The following is a 19,834-nucleotide window of genomic DNA, read 5'->3' on the forward strand; positions in this document are numbered from 1 at the left end:
CCATTTTTGCGAAAAAAAACGCTTGTGTCGCTTGGAAGGGTTATGTATATTATGGATGTAAGGTTTTCCAAGAACAGTCTTGGTAATTTGTGCAAGATGATTCTTGAAAAGACTTCTACCGGGGGAGAACGCCCGGTCTACAGAAGAGTCGGTTACATAATCATTCGTACTTTATTCATTGTTATGGATACATGACTCCGAACGAGATCGGTTGGGCAAGGACGGTAGAAAAACCTATCTACCTAAGGGAGGATTTTCATCAGATGGCTAAGAAGAAACAATTCGTTACTGCAGCGGCAGCGTTCGCAGTAGCAGCATCAGCAGTAGCGCCTGCAATCACGGCAGACGCAGCAACAAAGACAGTACGTCTTTCATCAGATTATGTACGCGTAGGGGACCTCGACGCGACACTCGACAAAACGTACAACGGTGGAGAAATTCACTGGTACAAGTCTTCAGTAGACTTGAACAAACTCGGCGTATTCCAAACTGCTAAAGGTTTTGTTAAAGGCCAAGGCATCCGTGTTGAGAAGCGCGTCCGCGTCTTGAACCACGCACAAGAAATCAAACCGACTTCTGAGTTCGTATTCGAGCAAGGCGTTCCTGTTTCAGGGATCCGCGTTCAACCTGTACTCTTCGCTGACGGTAATGAATATGCGAAACCACTCTCAGTAGCTGGATTCAGCACAGATGAAGTTGGAGAGTTCGAAGGAACACTCACTTACGCTAACCGCGCTTACGGCGTTGTTACGAAAACAGTTAAATACAAAGTAATCAAATCTACTCCTGAAGTAGAAGAAGTAAAACCAGTTGATGTTAATAAGATGGAAGTTAAATTCAACGGTAAAGTAGATTCAGAAAAAGCTACTTTCAAACTTAAGCGTGGCGCAGTAGTATACCCTGTGACTGTAAAATGGAACGAGGATAAATCTGTAGCTACATTATCTACAGCCATGGAACTTCCTAAAGGAACTTACACTGTTGAAGTTGGTGGACTTACTGAAGAAATGATTTCTAAAGAAGTTGAAGTAATGGAAGAAACGGTTTCTTCTCTTGAAATTTCTTCAGATTCAGTTCAAATTGCTGACGGTAACGTTATTCGTTACAAAGTCTTAAACCAATATGGAACAGATATGGAAGTTGATAGTGATACTGCAGGCTTAGCATTTGCAGGTTACAATGTTACTGATAAGTCTTCAGTAACTTTAAATACTGTAGCTAACGAAAGCCAAATCGAATTCTCTGACCTTGACGGTGACGGAGCTGAAGTTGGAGACGTTGTTCGAGTAACTCTTACTTATAAAGGTTTGACTGCTCAGAAAAACGTCGTTGTTACTGAAAATGCTGCTGCTGGAGACTTCGAATTTGGAGAAGTAGTTATTCCAGAAAATCAAAAACGTATTTACGTTGGCGATACAAATGTACAAATCAAATATTCACTATTTGACCAATTCGGTAAAGAAATCGAACTTACACCTAACTCTACTGGTGCTGGCGCAATTTCAACAGCTGATGGCGTTACATTTACATCTTCGAATCTTGATGTTGTAGACCCTGCTGATATCGATACTGATGCAGAAGGTAACTTGATTTTTGAAGCAGGAGATGAGGAAGGTACTGCTACACTTACAGCTATCATCAATGCAACAGGTGATGTTGCTACTGTGAAGGTGACTGTAGCTGCTGATCCAGCTGTCGACCGCTTCGATGTCGTTGCTCCATCTTCTCTAGTTGTTCAAGGTGAAGCTATGAAAGTTAAATATGTAGCAGCTGATCAATACGGTACTGCATATGATCTCGAAGACTTTGGAACTGCTGAGCAAAGCCAACTTACATTTGTGAGTTCAGATACAAGCGTAGTTGATGCTTCTGCGAACGGTGACATTTCATTCAACGATGATAATGAACTCGTTGTAACGCCTCACGGAAATGGAGATGTAAAAATCTCAGTTAAGATTGGCACTAAAACAGTCGCTACACTTGACTTGGATGTTCAACCTACTGCTGTCGCACAACAAATCACAGCAGCTAGCTTCCCTACAGTCTTTGAAGTTGGTTCATCGTTAACACTCGATAACGACGACTTGACAGTAGTTGACCAGTATGGTCGTGAATTTGAAGGACCAATCTCTGTAAGCTCTGACACAGACGCCGTAATTCAGGACAACGACAATAATACAATCGTTGCTGATGCCGCTGGAACTGCAAAACTTACTATCACAGTCGGTACTAAAACTTTAGATGTGAATGTTAAAGTAATTAACTCAGCAGATATTAAGAGTTATACTTTAGAGAGCTTCGGTACAATTTATGCAGGAAACACTGATGCGTATGACGTAACAGCAATGTTGAATGGCGTAGATGCGGAAGGTAAAAAAGTTGTCTTGGCAGATACTGCTCCAGACTTCATCACGTCTAGCAACACTTCAGTCGCTAAGGTAGATAATGATGTTGAAGTACGTGGTCTTAAAGAGGGGACTGCAACAATCACTGCTTGGAAAGATGGAGTAAAAGTAGCGTCTGCTTCAGTGGTAGTGAGTGAAGAAGCACCGTATGCTAAATCAGTCGAGTTCTCAGCAACATCAATCGATGATGCTGTCTCAGCGGATGTAAAATCTATTGTTGATGTACTTGATCAATATGGAGTAGAAATTACTAACTCAACTTCAATGTACTTCTTCGGTGGAAATGAAATTGATTCGGACGGTAATGTAACTGATGATGATGACTCAATCGATGTGGTTGAGACAATCACAGTTGTTACTGGAAATGGACTTTCTAAAACTGCTGACATTACAATCAACTAATTAAAAGTGATAACAATCGTAACTCCAGGGGACTTATCCTCTGGAGTTTTTTGAATTGTAGGTTATTGTGTGTAGTGCAAAATACATATTGCTCATAGTACTTTTAAATAAATAACTACTAGCTATTTAGACATCTTCTCAAAAATATATGATGAGCTAAGTTGGTAGTTCCTATTTTTGGAGGGGGAAGGCAAGGAGTAATAAATATCAAGTTGATGGTCCTGCTCATTGATGGGGAAGACGTTGGCGATTGCTGTAAAAGTGAAATATTTGGTTGAACGAAAACAAGTGCAACCTCAGGAAATCTTTTTAATTTCGTTCACTAAAAAATCTGCCGAAGAGATGAAAGAGCAAATCTGCGAACGGCTTCATATCCCGGTGGAGGTCAAAACGTTTCATGGTCTAGGGATGGGCTCATTGCCGAAGGACGGAAAAAAACCTCAAGTCGAGGACGAGTTAAAAACAGTCATTCGTGATTATTGTATAAATCAGTTCTATGAGCACCCTCATCAAACGGCGACTCGGTATCACCGTCAATACCAACCAGACTTTTATCTGCCAGAATACGATTTGTACTTAGAGCACTTCGGAATCAACCGGAACAATCGCGCCCCGTGGCTCAGTCCAATCGAGGAGCAGAAGTATCTCGACGGAATGGAATGGAAACGACAGCTGCATCGTGAACACGGAACGAAGCTGATGGAGACGTATTCCTACAATCGGCAAGAAGGGAATTTGTTAGATCAACTACGGTTGAAGTTATTGAAGCAAGGTGTCGTCTTCCGGGAAGTGGACCCGAAAGTAGTATTCGAAAAGTTATATCGTACGAAACAAAAGAGTCATTTCAACGACTTCGTCGATTTTGTGTCGAGCTTTCTTCAATTGTTCAAATCGAACCATTATACGGAGTCTCAATTTGATGTCTTCGCGCAAAGTTTGAACAAGAAAGACCTATTTCATTATCAACGAGCACTCCTCTTCTTCCGTCTCGTCAAACCGATGTACGAAATGTATGAGGATCATCTACGACGAATGAACAAAATTGACTTCAATGACATGATCAACGAAGCGACTTCGATTGTTTCGTCCGATGCCGTCCATTTGCCGTACAAATATATCATCATCGATGAGTACCAGGATGTCTCCGTCAGTCGTTATCGTCTGATTGAAGCAATACGGAAGAAGACGGCGGCGACCATCCTATGCGTGGGGGATGACTGGCAGTCCATTTATCGGTTTGCGGGGTCTGATTTGAGTCTGTTCACAGATTTTGAGCGTTATTTCGGGAAGAGTGCTCTATTAAAAATTGAGAACACGTACCGCAACTCGCAACAATTGATCGATATCGCTGGTCGATTCGTGATGAAGAATAAGCGTCAAATTCGAAAGAACCTCTCTTCGGGAAAACGACTGACCACACCTGTTCGCGTGATGGGGATCAAGGGGAAGAACGACTTTGAAGTCGCCTTACGTAGAGCGCTTGATCAAATCGTTCAATCGCATGGTCCGGAGTCGGACGTACTACTCGTCGGACGGAACAACTTTGACATCAAGTCAATTGAGGGGAGCGCTTCGTTTCGAGTGAAGCACATGAAAGATGAAGTGCAGGTGATAGACCGGACGCATCCGAATCTTCGAATCTCCTTTTTGACGGCTCACCGTTCAAAGGGACTCGAAGCAGAGAACGTCATCTTGATCAATACGGCAAACAGTAAGAATGGTTTCCCAAATAAAATCATGGATGACCCATTATTGTCATTCGTCCTTCAAAAACAAGAAGAGTTGGAGTTTGGGGAAGAACGTCGTCTGTTCTATGTGGCATTGACGCGCACGAAACACACGACGTATGTGCTGACGCCGGATGACCGCATGTCGACGTTTGTCCAAGAGTTGATCAAGGAGCAACAAGTCCCGTATGAAATGGGGATCGCGGAGGGCAAGAGCATACGGAATAATCCAAAATGCCCTCGTTGTTTAGATGGTCACTTGGTCATTCGTGAACAGACAAACCGAAAGTCAACGTTTGTCGGTTGCAGTCACTTCCCGGGCTGCGACTATACCGCTAATCATCCGAGCATCATTCATGATCCGATTGTCTGTCCATCATGCAGAGGATATCTTGTGCTACGGAACGGGAAGAACGGCAAGTTTTATGGATGTTTGAACTTCCCACTCTGTAAACATACGATGGAACGAGAAGATGTGGAGCAGATGAAGCGGGTCGGGAAGAGAATGAAATGAAGGAATGGGATCGCCGATGGCGGTTCTTTTCTTTTGGAGAAAATGAGGATGAGGACGTGACGAATCTTGTCGAACGATTGCTTTTTGATTTTAAATTACTGATTGACTTAAAAATGATAAGTGTCATCCGACGAAAGACCTAGGTTGGTACTATGAAAATGATGGACATGATTTATACAAATTGACTAAATACGAAAGCGAGGTCGAAAGATTTGAAACGGTTCGTGACGCAGTTTTCTCTTCTTGCCATCCTATTCCTGTTACTCAGTACATGCTTACCCACAACGGCAGCCGCGGCAAGTTTGACGGTTTCTCCAAAAAGCGTGACGTTACAAGTTGGCCAATCCAAAACGGTACAGGTGAAAACGAGTGGTGTGAAAAAACCGGTATACGTATGGAAATCTTCGAACACGAAAGTGGCGACCGTGAAGAATGGGAAGATTACAGCGAAAGCGGTCGGAAAAGCGACAATCACAGTCACCGTCCAAAAGACAAAATTGAAATCGACCATCAGTGTGACGGTCAAACCGAAAAAGCTGAACGCACAAGCAGCGTTCAAGGCAGTCAATCCATCGGTCGCGACGATTGAGATGTACGATGCTTCCGATCGACTCACTTCAACTGGGAGTGGATTCGTGACGAAGAAAGGGGAAGTCATCACCAATTTCCACGTTGTTTCGGGTGAATCGAACCGATACGCGCGCATTCGGTTCGCAAACGGGACTGAAGTCGAAACACTCAAATTGAAGCGCTTCGATGATGCATTGGATTTGGCGATTTTAGATGTCCCGTCCCTTCAGTCCATTCCAACATTGGCGACAGCGAAGGCGGGAAGTACAGGATCAACCGTTTATGCCCTCGGGAGCCCGAAAGGTGTGGATAATACAATCACACAAGGGATTCTTAGTAATCGTGAAGTTTTCTTCAGTGGCCAACCTTATCTTCAATTTAACGCCAGTGTGACTCATGGCAATTCAGGTGGTCCTCTCATTAATGATTACGGACAGGTCATCGGTGTCGTCACATGGGGACTCCCGGATTCACAAAATATGAACTATGCGGTTCCGATTCAAGAACTGGATATATTGAAGTACGGACGTGAAACGATTGCGAATGTGCAAATGCCGACTGAGCCAGAATATGAATTACCTGTCGTATCCGGCAAAGGGGTTACACGAGAACAGGAATTGAATGATGCGTTTGCGGATGCGGATGTGATTTCGTATGCCTCTGGTGATTTAATTGGTTCTGTTTATGATTTAGAAGATGTCGATACGTTCGTCTTCCGGACTGATAAGCGAATGACGTTATCTGTGTTCGGGGGATGGATGAACAATCAGCAAGGTGAATACTGGGCGTTCGGTCTATTTGACGCGAACGGTGAGGCGATTCGTTACAGTGAAGAGTACTCGAATGAAGGGCGTTATTATGGGACGTTAGACCTCGTTATTCCTGCCGGCGAGTATTACTTGGCCTCGTTCCCATTATCGGGTTTAGCTGAATCGGAATATCGGAATCAACCGTATCGAATGAGTTATGAATTGAAATAACGTAGATAAACTCAATTCGATGGGGCGCGCAGGATAGGTAGCATCGTATTAGAACAAATAATTGATGGAAAGTATCCGAAACATCCGCTTTTTTTAAGAGAGGATTTAGTGCCTGTGATATTTCAGGAAGGGATGAAAGGTTCAAAATAACACGCAAGAGGAGCGGGAATAATGGAATGGTTCATGTCAATGGATGTCCTCGTGGTGCTCCTTGCTATCGGGTCGATCGTCATCGGTGCCGTCACGAGTCTAGTCATTCCGATTTTGCTGATTTGGCTGATCGTTCGTTACATGCGGAACAAACAGGTCATGAAAAATGGTCGGAGCGACTGAAGACACGGCAGACTCGCTCCAAAGACGGGGTTTGAACGATTTAAGGTTCATGGTCTAAACGGCAAGCAATCCATTATATGCTTGGTCATCAGACGAACTCGAGAGGGTTCGTCTTTAATTATGTAGTAAATTGTCATTTTCTGTCGAACGAAATCTACTATTCGGACACAATTATTCCCATTTTCCCTTAAATGCAAACGAGAAGTTTGTTACAATATCATTACATGGTTGTTAGATATTAGGTATTCCTTCACATATACCCCATCCTCACACGTCCTGCTTCCACATATAGTGAAGCGAACGTGGCATCCTGTAACCTACCATATTCGTTAGGAGCTGTGTCCATTGAACGATGTTCTCTTCTATATTTTATTGTTGCTGGCGCTTCCGACCCTCGGTTTTGTCTTACATTCGTCCGTCGTCTTGTCTCGGTTCGTGAAACAACGACTCCATCGTCGTTTTCCATTCATGGAGCACTTGTCGCTTCGCTCGAAGTGATGTCGTCTCGAAAAAAATTGCCACGATCCTCTCTATCAGTTACATTTTGCGAGGCGCAGAGGTTTTTTTCGCATGCCCTCGAGCACATTCATTCCCATAATATTTAAAAGTCGGACATCGTCATGATGCCCCTTATGCTAAGGTGAAAGGGTAAGACTTCACTGATAATGGCAAAACTACGCGAAAGCGAGTGACGCAAAGCTATAGGGCCTGTAAAATGGCAGCCAGTTTCCAAAGGAGGTTCGTCTCGTGAAGAAATTCTTCGCAGGGGTTTTGGTATTGTTGTTCGCACTGATTGTGGTGCGGCCTGCCGTCGCGGATGCGGCGAGCGCGCGTGTCGACACACGAACGGGGAAAGTTGACGTGTACATCTCAAACAAGGACAGAGGATCGTTCAAGTTCGAGGTGCGACAAGGCAAGCAGGTCCGTACTTACGATGTCTATAAAGGGAAGAATCATTTCAACGTCAACTTTGGGAATGGGGATTATACATTCACGCTCTACCAGTCATCGGACGGCAAACGCTATAAACGCGTCTATGGGCTCCAAAAGACGGTCCGCCTCGTCCATTCGACTGCGCCGTACCTCCATTCCACCCAAAATGTCTCCATCGATTCTGCGACGTCGCGTCTCGCCTCGTCGTTGTCACGTTCATCTTATTCCACTTCGACGCAAACGCTCGTGACGAGCCGTCACGTCAACCGACTCGTTGACTATGACGACAACAAGCTCATGAAGCTCTCATCTACTTATCTGCCGAACAACGCCGACACGATTCGGACGAAGCGGGGGATCTGTTATGACTTCGCTTCGTTGAACGCCGCGCTCCTTCGTGCGCAAGGCATCCCGACCCGTCTCGTCATGGGGACGGCGAAAGGTGTTACCGGCTATCATGCGTGGAATGAGGTGTTCGTGAACGGTAAGTGGCGCGTCATCGATGTGACGCGTGACGTGACCGAGCGACGGACGACGACGTACCGTAGCGCCTCAGACTATCGTGTCACACTCTATGACTGAACGACGACCAAGGTCCCTTCTCGAGAAGGCGACCTTTTTTTGGTGTTCTCTTTGAGGCGAACCTCCTCGTTCCACGTTTGTGATGTCTGCAAACAAAGACATAGGAGGAAACGTACATGAAACGATGGTTATCCATACTCTTGACCATATTGCTCATCATGCAGCCGTTCGCCACCTCAAGAACGGCACAGGCGGCAGGGGACCCGGTCATCACGGACCCACAGCCACCGGCCGACCCGGTCATGACGATCACCGACAATATATTGGACAATTACAAAATTCGGACGACGACGGTTGAAGACGTCGAGGTGAGTACGGTCACGACCGATTCGATCGTCGAGATCAACTATGACTGGTCGATCCCGAACGGGCACAGTTACACGGACGGGTCGACGTTCACGTTCCAAATGCCGAGTGAGTTGAAGGTGTATGACGCGGTCACGAACGCACCGCTGAACTTCAACGGCAAGTCGATGGGGACGTACTCGCTCGCCCTCGACGGGACGGCGACGATGACATTCAACGACAACGTCTACAAATATTCAAACATCCAAGGGACGATCCAAGCCCTGACGCAAGTGAAAGAGACGACCGAGATCTCCGAAGAGCGGACGGTCACAATCACCCCGATCGAGAACAAACTCTCGCACAAGTTACAGGTCGGATTGAAGAATCCAGGGAAAGACATCGCCAAATCGGGTGTCGCCGACCGGCCGTACAACCCGAGCTCGATTGAATGGACGGTCGAGCTGAACAAAGGGCTGAAACAGATCGAGGATGCCCGCTGGACGGACGTGGTCCCTGCAGGTCTGGCGTATCGCGCCGACAGCATGGAAGTGACGCGACTCGTCATGGCGATGGACGGGAGCGTCCTCCGCGAAGAGGCGGTGACGGGTCTCACCGTCGATACGACGAGTGGTCTCGCCATCGACTTCGGGACGATTCAAAACGCCTATCGCCTCACGTTCATCACGGATATCCTTGATGAAGAGGTGGCTTCGTTCAACAACGTCACGAATCTCGAAGGGACGTCGTTCAAGACGGCGACGGCCTCGGCGACGGTCGCTGTCGGACGAGGCACGGAGCTCGAGAAGCGGACGAAGCAGCCGAATGGCTATGACGATGTCACCCAGACGATCACTTGGGAGTCAGACATCAACTTCCGTCAACGGAATATGGGCTCGCTCACGGTGAAGGACTTATTCACTGACACCCATCAATTGATCAATCTCACGTTATATGAGGTGACGCTCGATGGGGACGGGAAGATCGCGAATCAGGTAGCCGTTCCCGTGACGACAAGCAAAATCACGGATACGGGACTTGAAGGGTTCACGTTCGACCTGCCGAAGAACGGGACGGCGTATCAGCTCGTGTATGAAACACAAGCGAAAAACCGTATCGTCTCCTCGGGCAGTGTGACGAACACGATCGAAGTGAACGGCTGGAAGAAGTCGGCGACCCAGTCGATCGGGCAAGCCGTCTTACGAAAGACGCACAAGGCACCAAACTATGCGGCAGAAACGATCGAGTGGACGCTCGAGTTGAACCGGGACAAGCGGGAGATGAACAACGCCGTCATCACCGACACGTTCCCGAACGAGGGCTTGACGTTCATCGAGGACTCGCTGTCAATCAGCGGATTGACGAAAGGGACGGACTATACGGTCACCCCTGACGCGAACGGCTTCACGATAAACTTCAACACGCAATTGACGGAACGACACCTCATCACGTATGAGACGTCGTTCGATTACCGCGAGCGTCTAGACGCGAACAATACGAGCTTCGTCAATGAGGCGACCGTCAATTGGGATAACGAGTCAGCGGAAGCGCGCACGGTGACGACGACAGACTCTGTCGAGCCGGCGTCGCACACGCGCAACAATGGATTCAAAGGCGGCACGTATAACGCCGTCACGAAAGATATCACTTGGAAAGTCGGAATCAACTACCACGAGTATGCGACGACGAACTTGACGGTCACCGACACGTGGGAAGGGACGCAAGTACCGGACAAGGATTCCCTCACCGTCGCCAAGATGACGCGCGAAAGTGGGGCGAACGCCTACTCGGTCGATGCGACCCCAATCCCGGCGTCCGCATATAACGTCGTGTGGAGTGACACGGGCTTCGTGTTGACGTTCAACGACCCGACGAGCGACGCGTACGTCATCACGTATGACACGAACATCGACGACACGAAAATCGCGCCGTCCTATAAAAACACGGCCGTCGTCACAGACGGAGCGACCGAGCTCGGCAACTTGCCGGCGACGGTGACGGTCCGCCACGGTGGCGAATATAACGAGAAGCGAGGCGTCCAGCAAGGAAAGCTCATCGCCTGGACGATCGATATCAACTTCGGACAATCATCGTTACAAAATGTCGTCATTCGTGACGTCCCATCGAACAACCAGGACGTCCTGCTCGATTCGCTAAGCGTCTATGAGACGACGGTCGCCCCGAACGGCAAGGTGACGAAGGCAGGGGAACTGACGAAAGGGACGGACTATACGGTCAGAGCGATTGAGGAGATGGGCGAGTTCGAACTATCGTTCAACTACCCGATCGACCGCCCGTATATTTTAGAATATGACTCGTACATCTTGGCCGCGGTCGGCACAGACATCACGAACGAGGTGTATGTGACGGCGGACGAGGTCTCCGAGAACACGACGACGAAACAGTCGAAAGTCCGTGTCGCGCGTACGTCCGGAATGGGGACGGCGAGCGGGGAGCTCGGTGAACTGACGATCACGAAGACGGACGAGTTGAGTGAGAAGACATTGAGCGGGGCCTCGTTCGACTTGATCGACACCGGTAGCGGACGTACCGTCCGTCGCGGCACGACAGGTGCGGACGGCACGCTCACGTTCGGTCGTCTCCTGTACGGGGACTACCGTCTAGTCGAGACGAAGGCGCCGGACGGCTATTTGATCGCGACGGCATCCCGCAACATCACGATCGACGACGTGAGCGAGACGACGACCGTCAAAAACGACACGATCCGTCAAGACGTCGAACTGACGAAGACGTCGACTTCGGGCAAGGTACTCGAAGGAGCGGAATTCAGCTTATATGATGCCGCCGATACGCTCATCAGTAAAGGGCTCGTGACGGACAAGGACGGCAAGATCACCGTGACGGGCCTCGAGCCGGGTATGTATTACTTCATCGAGACGAAGGCACCGACGGGTCACTTGTTCGATGCGACGAAACATGACTTCTCGATCAAGAAGGATCAGCTGACGGCGACACCGGTCAGTGTGAAGAACCAACCGTTCAAGTCGATCGAAGTGACGAAAGTCGACTGGAAGACGGGCTTGGCGCTCCCAGGTGCCGTCTTTGACCTGAAGGACATGGACGGGAACACGCTCCGTAACGACCTCGCGGCGGATGCGTTCGGTGTGCTTTTGATCGAGGACCTCGACCTCGGCACATACCAGCTCGTCGAGACGAAGGCGCCGGACGGATACGTGTTACCAGAGAAGGCGTATACGTTCACGGTGACGCTCGAGAGTGATGCCGTTCAGAAGGACGACATCGAAAACGAGACGATGAAACGCGTGAAGTTGACGAAAGTCGATCAAGACACGAACGCCACGCTTCAAGGCGCCGTCTTCACGTTATATAACGACAAGAACGAAATCGTCCGTGACGACGTGACGACGGGAGCGGACGGGACGGTCCTCGTCGACCGCCTAGACATCGGCACGTACACGTTCGTCGAGAAGACCGCACCGACCGGCTATATCTTAGACAAGACGCCTCATGCGTTCACGGTCGAGTACGGGCAAGACGTCGATGAACAGATCACGATCACGAACGAACAGCAAAAATCGGTCCGTCTCATCAAGACGGACGTGATCAACGGGTCACGCCTCGCCAATGCGACGTTCTCGCTCTATCGACAGGACGGTGTCCTCGTCGAGGCGGGCTTGAAGACGGATGCGAACGGGGAGATTTTGGTCGACCGGTTGAACCCGGGCGAGTACTACTTCCAAGAGACGGTCGCACCGCCTGGGTACATGCTCGACATGACGGCCCGTCCGTTCACGCTCGTACGCGGAACGAACGACGTCACGGAAGTGAGTGCGACGAACGACTCATACAAATCGGTCCGAATGACGAAAGTCGACTCGGAGACGGGTGACCGTCTGGCGGGCGCGACGTTCAAGCTCGTCAATTCGTTCGGGACGACGATCCGCGACGGACTCGTGACGGATGCGACGGGTGAGATCTTTGTCGGCGGGCTCACACCGGGCAGCTATGCGTTCATCGAGACGAAAGCGCCGGACGGGTACTTGCTCGATTCAAAAGAACACACGTTCAGCGTGGCATCTCGTCAAGCGGCACCGACGACACTCACTGTCACGAACGAACAGAAAAAGTCGGTCCGTCTCACGAAGACGGACGTCACGACGGACGATGTGCTTCCGGGTGCGACGTTTGACTTGATCGACGCCTCGGACAACATCGTCCGCGCCGGGCTCGTCACAGATGCGTCTGGAGAGATCTTCGTCCGTGACCTCGAACCGGGCGACTACGCCTTCGTCGAGACGGAGGCTCCGGAAGGCTACATCTTAGACACGACAAAACACGAGTTCACGCTCACGCGCGGGACGAATGAAGTTCTCGAAGTCGACGTGACGAACGACCCGTACAAATCGGTCCGGCTCGTCAAGACGGACGGTGAGACCGGTGATGTGTTGGCCGGTGCGACGTTCAGTCTGTTAAACGGTGAAGGGAAAGTCGTGAAAGAGGACCTCGTCACGAACGAAGACGGAGAGATTGTCGTCGAAGGGCTCGTCCCGGATGACTATCAGTTCGTCGAGACGAAGGCGCCGAAGGGGTACTTCTTAGATGAGTCACCGTATCCGTTCACGTTCGAGCAGGGCGATGTCGAGAAGACGGTCACGGTAAAGAACGACCGGGTCAAGACGCTCCTCATCCAGAAAGTCGACAGTGAGACGGGTGAACCGCTCGAAGGCGCCACGTTCACGTTGACCGATGCAACCGGTAAGGTGATCACTTTCATGACGGATGCGTCGGGAGAGGTGCGCGTGACCGACTTGATGCTCGGCACGTATACGCTCACGGAAACCGGGGCGCCGTTCGGCTATGAGCTGGACGAGACGCCACGTACGATTCGATTCGAACGCGGCGGAGCGGACGAACAACAGATCACCGTGGAAAACACAGCAGAATATTTCGAATTTGAAGAGACAGAAATCCCTGGCGGTGCCGGAGGAGGCGGTTACGATGACGCCGACTCTGAATCGACACTCGGTGTAGGCGGCAGCAAGAAGCCGACCTTGACGGAACGACTCCCATTCTTGGGTGGCGCATCGTCGAACGGTTGGTTGATCGGCTTGGTGCTTCTCGCCATCGGGATCGGATTCCTGTGGACGACAAGACGGAAGACGGCATAAACATGAAAACAGGTCCTTTACGCGAACATGGCGTAAAGGACCTGTTTGTTTACATCGGCACACGGATCTGTCTCGTCTCGTTGTTCGAGAGCGTGTACGTCACGATATAGTTTGAGCCGGATGCGTTCACACTCGCCGACCGTATCGTCGTCTTCGACTGGTCGAGTCGGATGAGCGTGAGATAACGTACGTCCTTCCCGGTGTTATACGAGATGACTTGCGGACGCGGCTTCCACTCGTAATCCTCGACGGCGACGAAGCTCGTGCTGTTGCGCATCGACGAATTTTTAAGGTTCAGCTGCATGAGCTGGATCGTCCGACCGTTCGAGTCACCATAGACGACGTTTTGGGTCGCCATCGAACTCTGTAGCAGTTTCAGACCTTCCGCAAGGTGGAATCGCTGCACGAACTTCTCCTGTGTCGGAGAACTGATCCGGTCGTAGACGACGAGCGTCTGTGCCTTGTCATAGACGAGCGTCCGGCGATGCGTCGCCCCTTTGCCGATGAGCTTACTTTCGCCCATCGCGAGGAGGGACGGGCCGAGGTTTTTGACGGTGACGATCTTGCTCTTCTCGCGCATCCACGTGCTCAAGTCGAGATTCGCCCCGTCCCGATGGACCGTATTGTGGGCATCGACCCCGAAGACGCGCTGACGCTCCGGGCGGTTCGTGTAGCCGTAACGCCCCGTCTCGATGATGAAGTCACGGCCGAGTCCGTACAAGTCGATGCTCAAATCGTCGGCGTGCTTATGGGCGTTACTATGGTAGCCCGCCGTCATCATCACTTGCGTCGCCTGGTCGAAGGCGCGCGGTGGGGCGGACCAATATTCACGCATGAAGCTATATTGCGTGCTGATCTTCTTCGCTTTGAGCGGTGGGCGTGACCCTTTCTTCCCTCCGGAGACCGCGTAGGCGAGCTGTGGGAAGTCCTCGATATGCGGGATGATCGACGTCGTGCGCCGAGCCCCGGACGTGTCCCCGAAGATCGGGAGCGTTCCGTTCGGTTTCACCATATACGTCAGCTGTTTCGGCATGTACTCGACGCGTTTCATGCTCGACGGGAGCGTGAAGCGGTTGTCGTCCGCCCAGATGACGAAGCGGTCGAGCACGTGGTACATGTACGCCTGGTAGCCCGGTGAATGCTCGAGATGGACGGCGTCCGACGTGATGCTGTGGCGGATCTGTTTGTCGAGCCGGCTATCAGCGATCGTTTTCCATCTCGCGCTTTGGTCGAACTGTGGGAACGTCTGCGCGATCGCCGTGAGCGCCATGTCCTGGAACACACCGTGGTTGTGTTCATACTTATAAAAACTCGATGTCGCGAGCAACGTGCCGTGCTCATGGAGCGTCCGCAACATGAGACCCGTGAATGCCGTGTCTTTGTAGAGGGACGACGACTTATACACGTCCCAGAAGTTCAACAAATGGAACGTGCGGATTGATGTGCCGTGGTCGTTATACGGCCAGCGATACTGTTTGTAGTTGGCGACGGGGTGGGCTTTCGTCCAACTTTTCACGACGCGCATCCCGTATTTCAGATACGCGGTGTCGCCTGTCGCATTGTAGGCTTGTGTCAATTGGTTCAATACCGTCAAATAGTGGATCTGGAACGGGTACGAGTTGCTTGAAGAGCTCGGGATACTCCGGTGCCAATCGAACGTATCGATGTTTTTGACCGACAGACGATGCGGCGTGGACGGGACGTACCAATCCCCGCGAAGGGCCCGGTTCGCGTAATCAATCGCCCTCGCTTCGGTGAGACGTTCGTATTCATACGGGGCGTGCGGTGCCATCTGTCGCATGTATTCATGCGCCAGTCGTGCTGTCCCGCTCGACGTTAAGTTTGAACGGGTGATGGCGTCAGCGAGTAAGAGCTTCGCCTGACTCTTCTTTATGTACACCTTCTTCCCACCGCTCAGGGCGACATAGTACCAGCCGGACGTACTGATCGCCGCATAGCGCTTCGTCGTCGAGTAGGTCGCCACTTTCGTCAGATTCCCGTTCTTCATCTCGTAGACGATGGCGTTCGGGACGGAGCGGATGTGGAACGGGTTCGTCGCAGCCTGAACGGAGTCGGTCGGGGTGACAGACCCCCACGCGCCAATCAAGACGAGGACGAGTAAGATTCGTTTCATAGATACACCTCAAAAATTGGATTTACTTCTTTTTCAAAGTATACCATGAGGTGAGGTTATTTCCTTAATTTTCTATATTTTAATTTCAAATAGGGAATGTATTTGACCTGTCAAAATAAAAGACTACCGAGACGACGATTAGATTGAAGTGATAAAGTGACTCGGTGAGGACAGTCTAAAGCGTACAGATTGTGAAGGGGGAAATACATTGAAACATGTCAGCTTGTTCCTACTACTTTTCTTTATTACTGCGATGTTTATTTACGTTGTATCTTTGACAGCCCCGCAACTTCTCGTGCCAATTGTGTATCTTGCAATTGCTGCATTGATTGGAATCATCGGATATCTATTGAAGGTATATGTGATGAAAAGATGATCAAAAATCCGGTCGCTCGTGGACCGGATTTTTTATGTTTCTGTATTCACTCCAACGTCAACCGCTCCACCGCATCACGCAGATGGTCCTCGCGCACGCGGATGTATCGCCGGGTCGTCTTCGGTTCGCTATGACCGAGCAGTTCGGACAACGTCGTCTCCTTGACACCCTTGTCATAGAGATGCGACGTGAAGGCGTGTCGGAGCGTGTGCGACGTGACGGATGTGCCGAGCACCTCCTCGGCGGCGCGTTTCAAATGGCGGTTGATTGTCGTCTTGCAGATGAGCTCGCCGCGGGCACTCGGGAAGACGTATGGCGAATCGATACAACGTCGCTCTTCCTCGAGGTACGTCGTCATCATTGCGTGAGCCGCATCATTCAATGGGACCTTGCGCGGTTTCCCCGTCTTCGATTCATGGATATACAGGAGACGTGCGTTCAAATCGATGGCGTCGAGTGTCAACTGTCTCACTTCATTGATGCGCATCCCCGTATGCAACTGGAGCGTCAAGAAAGTTCGATACAACGGGACGTCGATTGCAGCGATGACGCGGTGCAAGTCGCTTGGTGTGGGGACGTCCGAAGGTGGACGTTCGGTCACTTTCACGCGAAGGTGATGAAACGGATTGTGCGTGACGAGCTGCTCGGTGATCGCCCAGTCATATAAACCGCGGAGCGCGCTCAAGTAATTGTTGATCGTCACCGGTTGACATCCCTCGGAGCGGAGGGCGTCGATATACGGCATGACGTCCTGTCTCGTCTTGAAGTCACCGAGAGTTCGGCTCTGCCCCATGATTCTCTCGAACCGGGCGAACTTATACATGGCCTGATAGACCGTATTGTCCGATTTTCCGGTCATGCGTAAGTAGTGAACGTGCTGGTCGACAGCGTCTTTCATGTGTAAGGTCATCTTCATTCTCCTCTTACTTGTCGTCCTCACGGAGCATCCGCTGTAGTTCGGCCTTGTAGGCGCGGAGGCGGCTCGGGGAGTACCCGAGCGATGCTTCGGTTCCGTGAAGCATATGGCACAGTAAGGTGAAATGACGATTTGGTAAAGTGGAACGCTTGTCGTCTAGCCAAAGGGACAGCGGCACCTCACTCTTGTCGATTTGTTCGGGGAGTCGCTCACTCGTCACCTCGTGCTGGAGCGTCTTCGCCTGCTTGGCGCGCTCGTTTAAAATCGCTCCACGGATACGGATGAAACAGTACGTCTTTCCTAGCGTCTTGCCGTCCTGGATGGCCCGCCATAGGGCGATACGTGCCGTCTGGGCGGCATCGTCGACTTCGTTCGGATGAAGATGGAGTTGGCGGATGACGTAATAGATCATCGGTTCCCATTCTTTGATTTGTTCGTTTACGTCTGGCATGATGGGCTGCTTTCCCGCGCGCGTCTCAAGTTTCCTAGGTGGTTACAGCATAATGGTTGTTATAGAGAATCCGTGCTTTTAATCCATAAGGCTTGGCGCAAATGGGATACAGCATTTCGAGGCTACATCCGATTTGATTTGACGAAACGACACGGTTGGCGAGGTGCGAAAACCGCATAACAACCATTATAGGAGGATGTCCCTCGTTGTTTGAAAGATGCATTCCTATACAACAAAATAAAGAAAGGGGAAATCAATAGTAAATAAGGCTACAAAATTAATTTTCAAATTTGTAGTCATGATTGAAATGGGTTACCATAAAATCAAAGGAGGGTGTCATCGTGAACGCAAACAAAATCATTGTGAACAACATACAATCATGGCTAAGGGATAACGGAAAATCGCAACAATGGTTAGCTCAAGAAATCGGGGTCAGCAAGGCGTTGATTGGTCATATGTTGAATGAGAGTCGCGTCATTCAACCAAAACGAATCGTTGATCTTGCGAATGCACTGGGTTTGACGGTCAATGAATTGACATCAGATGCTTCGATGAAGGAAGAACGCATGACGGTCGAATTGCGAGGCACACTGTCAAATCAACGGTCGAAAATGGAACTCGAGCGTTTGAAATTTGCGATAGAAGATTATGTTGGTCTCAAGAGTGAACGACCATGAAGCCATCGGCACGGATTGCGGAAGACACGGCAGAAGCATTCGCGGCAGATTTTTTAGAGCGAGTCATCGACAGTCACGTTTTCATTGGCGCTTACATCGAGCAGGTGTTAGCCAAACGCGCGAACCTCATTTTTCAATACGTCGAGGACGATACTTATTATGGTGTCGCCATCAAGCACATGTCTGGAGAAGCGTTCATCGCATTGAATTCTTACCAACCATTACGTATGCGTTACTTTACCGCAGCCCACGAGTTATGGCATTTGTCTGAAGCGAGCAAGTGGCAAATCGATGGATTCGATCACGAACGAGCGGCCGACCGTTTTGCTGCTGCGATCATGCTACCAAAAAGTATGACAAAAGAGATTTGGGAGAAGCTGAAAGACAATCATGATACGAAGACCGCTATCATCTATTTGGCCGATATGGCTCAAGTCCCTTACGTCGCAGTCGTAAGGCGACTCCGGGAACTTCATTACCGATTCTCTGATCTGAGTGAACTGGAATCCGACTGGCGTGAAGAACGGAAGCATCTTGGGATTGCACCGAGTCCATTGGATCAAGCCCAACGTTTCGAATCATTTTCAGCCTATGAACAAGTGGTCGTCAAAGCGGTAGAAGAAGAACGGTTGACACGTTTGAGTGCTGCCAATAAACTCTCTGTTTATCGTCCTGATTTGGCTCGGGCGTTACAGGAAGATGAAATTAGTCGTCTCCAAGAGGATGCTACCGATGATTAAGGAGCCGGTGTTCATCGATGCGAACGTCATCATTCACGCGGCGAGCTTTCGACAAGCCGACGTCTTTGATTGGATCAACAGTTTGTATGGACAAGTTCTGATTCATGTAGAGGTATTGAATGAACTGAAAATATCTTCTGTCAGACAAAGGGTCGATGCGTTTATACATGACGGTGAGTGGATGTTGTTCGACCCTGAATCGGAAACATCGATTGCGACGGATGAACTCTATGACCTTTATCTCGTTTATCAAAATTAAGCGAGAATACGCCCACTTCTAAACGTTAAGGACAGAGCTTACGTGAAAGTGGGCGATGAATCGCGAGCCGCTCTTTCGGGTAAAATGTCTTCAAAGGGGGTGACCGTCATATGGTGAAGCACAAGGGCTATAAATTCCGGATCTACCCGACGAAGGAACAGGAAATCCTGATCGCCAAGACGATCGGCTGTTCGCGTTTCGTGTTCAACCACTTCCTGGCGAAATGGGACGCGGCCCATGAAGCGACCGGCAAGGGACTGTCGTATGATGCATGCTCGAAAGCACTTCCCATGCTCAAGCAGGAGTTCGGTTGGTTGACGGAAGTGGACAGCACGGCCGTCCAGAACAGTGTCAAACACCTGGCCGACGCGTACAAGAAGTTCTTCAGGAAAAAGGGAAA

General features: G+C 50.0%; 15 protein-coding genes and 1 riboswitch. Of the genes, 12 read left to right on the forward strand and 3 right to left on the reverse strand.

The window, feature by feature from the left end; all coding sequences use genetic code 11:
• Nucleotides 1–263: 263 nt before the first annotated feature.
• The 7 genes from KNP00_RS12845 (at nt 264) to KNP00_RS12875 (ending at nt 13,881) form a co-directional block, all read left to right on the forward strand.
• Nucleotides 264–2,807, forward strand: a complete 2,544-nt coding sequence (locus tag KNP00_RS12845) for a hypothetical protein (RefSeq protein WP_215145895.1) — start codon at nt 264–266, stop codon at nt 2,805–2,807.
• Nucleotides 2,808–3,050: 243 nt separating this feature from the next.
• Nucleotides 3,051–5,048 carry a UvrD-helicase domain-containing protein gene (locus KNP00_RS12850; RefSeq protein WP_215145897.1) on the forward strand — a complete coding sequence of 666 codons (1,998 nt, stop codon included), beginning with the start codon at nt 3,051–3,053 and terminating at the stop codon, nt 5,046–5,048.
• A 212-nt stretch (nt 5,049–5,260) separates the two neighbouring features.
• Nucleotides 5,261–6,598 (forward strand): trypsin-like peptidase domain-containing protein, encoded by a 1,338-nt coding sequence (locus tag KNP00_RS12855; RefSeq protein ID WP_215145899.1) that lies wholly within the window; start codon nt 5,261–5,263, stop codon nt 6,596–6,598.
• Between the two features lie 171 nt (nt 6,599–6,769).
• Complete coding sequence (locus KNP00_RS12860; RefSeq protein WP_215145901.1) at nt 6,770–6,931, forward strand: hypothetical protein; 162 nt, start codon at nt 6,770–6,772, stop codon at nt 6,929–6,931.
• A 345-nt stretch (nt 6,932–7,276) separates the two neighbouring features.
• A complete protein-coding gene (locus tag KNP00_RS12865; RefSeq protein ID WP_215145903.1) occupies nt 7,277–7,429 on the forward strand; it encodes a hypothetical protein in 153 nt (50 codons plus the stop codon).
• 159 nt (nt 7,430–7,588) lie between these two features.
• Nucleotides 7,589–7,665: riboswitch (cyclic di-GMP riboswitch) on the forward strand.
• Nucleotides 7,666–7,678: 13 nt separating this feature from the next.
• Nucleotides 7,679–8,446 carry a transglutaminase-like domain-containing protein gene (locus KNP00_RS12870; RefSeq protein ID WP_215145905.1) on the forward strand — a complete coding sequence of 256 codons (768 nt, stop codon included), beginning with the start codon at nt 7,679–7,681 and terminating at the stop codon, nt 8,444–8,446.
• A gap of 116 nt (nt 8,447–8,562) precedes the next feature.
• A complete protein-coding gene (locus KNP00_RS12875; protein ID WP_215145907.1) occupies nt 8,563–13,881 on the forward strand; it encodes a SpaA isopeptide-forming pilin-related protein in 5,319 nt (1,772 codons plus the stop codon).
• Nucleotides 13,882–13,930: 49 nt separating this feature from the next.
• Here KNP00_RS12875 and KNP00_RS12880 read toward each other — a convergent pair whose 3' ends face one another.
• Entirely contained in the window at nt 13,931–16,015 is a 2,085-nt protein-coding gene (locus KNP00_RS12880; protein ID WP_215145909.1) for a heparinase II/III family protein, read from the reverse strand.
• A gap of 208 nt (nt 16,016–16,223) precedes the next feature.
• Between KNP00_RS12880 and KNP00_RS12885 the strand changes: the two genes are divergently transcribed.
• On the forward strand, nt 16,224–16,391 hold the full coding sequence (locus tag KNP00_RS12885) for a hypothetical protein (protein WP_214774674.1): 168 nt from the start codon (nt 16,224–16,226) through the stop codon (nt 16,389–16,391).
• Nucleotides 16,392–16,437: 46 nt separating this feature from the next.
• Here the strand turns inward: KNP00_RS12885 and KNP00_RS12890 are convergent, their stop codons facing one another.
• Both KNP00_RS12890 and KNP00_RS12895 read right to left on the reverse strand, forming a co-directional pair.
• Complete coding sequence (locus KNP00_RS12890; protein ID WP_215145910.1) at nt 16,438–17,301, reverse strand: tyrosine-type recombinase/integrase; 864 nt, start codon at nt 17,299–17,301, stop codon at nt 16,438–16,440.
• 13 nt (nt 17,302–17,314) lie between these two features.
• Nucleotides 17,315–17,758, reverse strand: a complete 444-nt coding sequence (locus tag KNP00_RS12895; protein WP_215145912.1) for a sigma factor — start codon at nt 17,756–17,758, stop codon at nt 17,315–17,317.
• 341 nt (nt 17,759–18,099) lie between these two features.
• Between KNP00_RS12895 and KNP00_RS14320 the strand changes: the two genes are divergently transcribed.
• From KNP00_RS14320 to KNP00_RS12915, 4 genes are all read left to right on the forward strand, one after another.
• On the forward strand, nt 18,100–18,435 hold the full coding sequence (locus KNP00_RS14320) for a helix-turn-helix domain-containing protein (protein ID WP_215145914.1): 336 nt from the start codon (nt 18,100–18,102) through the stop codon (nt 18,433–18,435).
• Complete coding sequence (locus tag KNP00_RS12905; RefSeq protein ID WP_215145916.1) at nt 18,432–19,175, forward strand: ImmA/IrrE family metallo-endopeptidase; 744 nt, start codon at nt 18,432–18,434, stop codon at nt 19,173–19,175. The genes KNP00_RS14320 and KNP00_RS12905 overlap by 4 nt, the downstream gene beginning before the upstream one ends.
• On the forward strand, nt 19,168–19,434 hold the full coding sequence (locus KNP00_RS12910) for a hypothetical protein (RefSeq protein ID WP_215145918.1): 267 nt from the start codon (nt 19,168–19,170) through the stop codon (nt 19,432–19,434). Before KNP00_RS12905 ends, KNP00_RS12910 begins: the two co-directional genes overlap by 8 nt.
• 110 nt (nt 19,435–19,544) lie before the next feature.
• The coding region (locus KNP00_RS12915) for a helix-turn-helix domain-containing protein (protein ID WP_215145920.1) at nt 19,545–19,834 on the forward strand (290 nt) is incomplete at its 3' end.

Source organism: Exiguobacterium qingdaonense (assembly GCF_018617855.1).
Lineage (GTDB): Bacteria > Bacillota > Bacilli > Exiguobacteriales > Exiguobacteriaceae > Exiguobacterium > Exiguobacterium qingdaonense.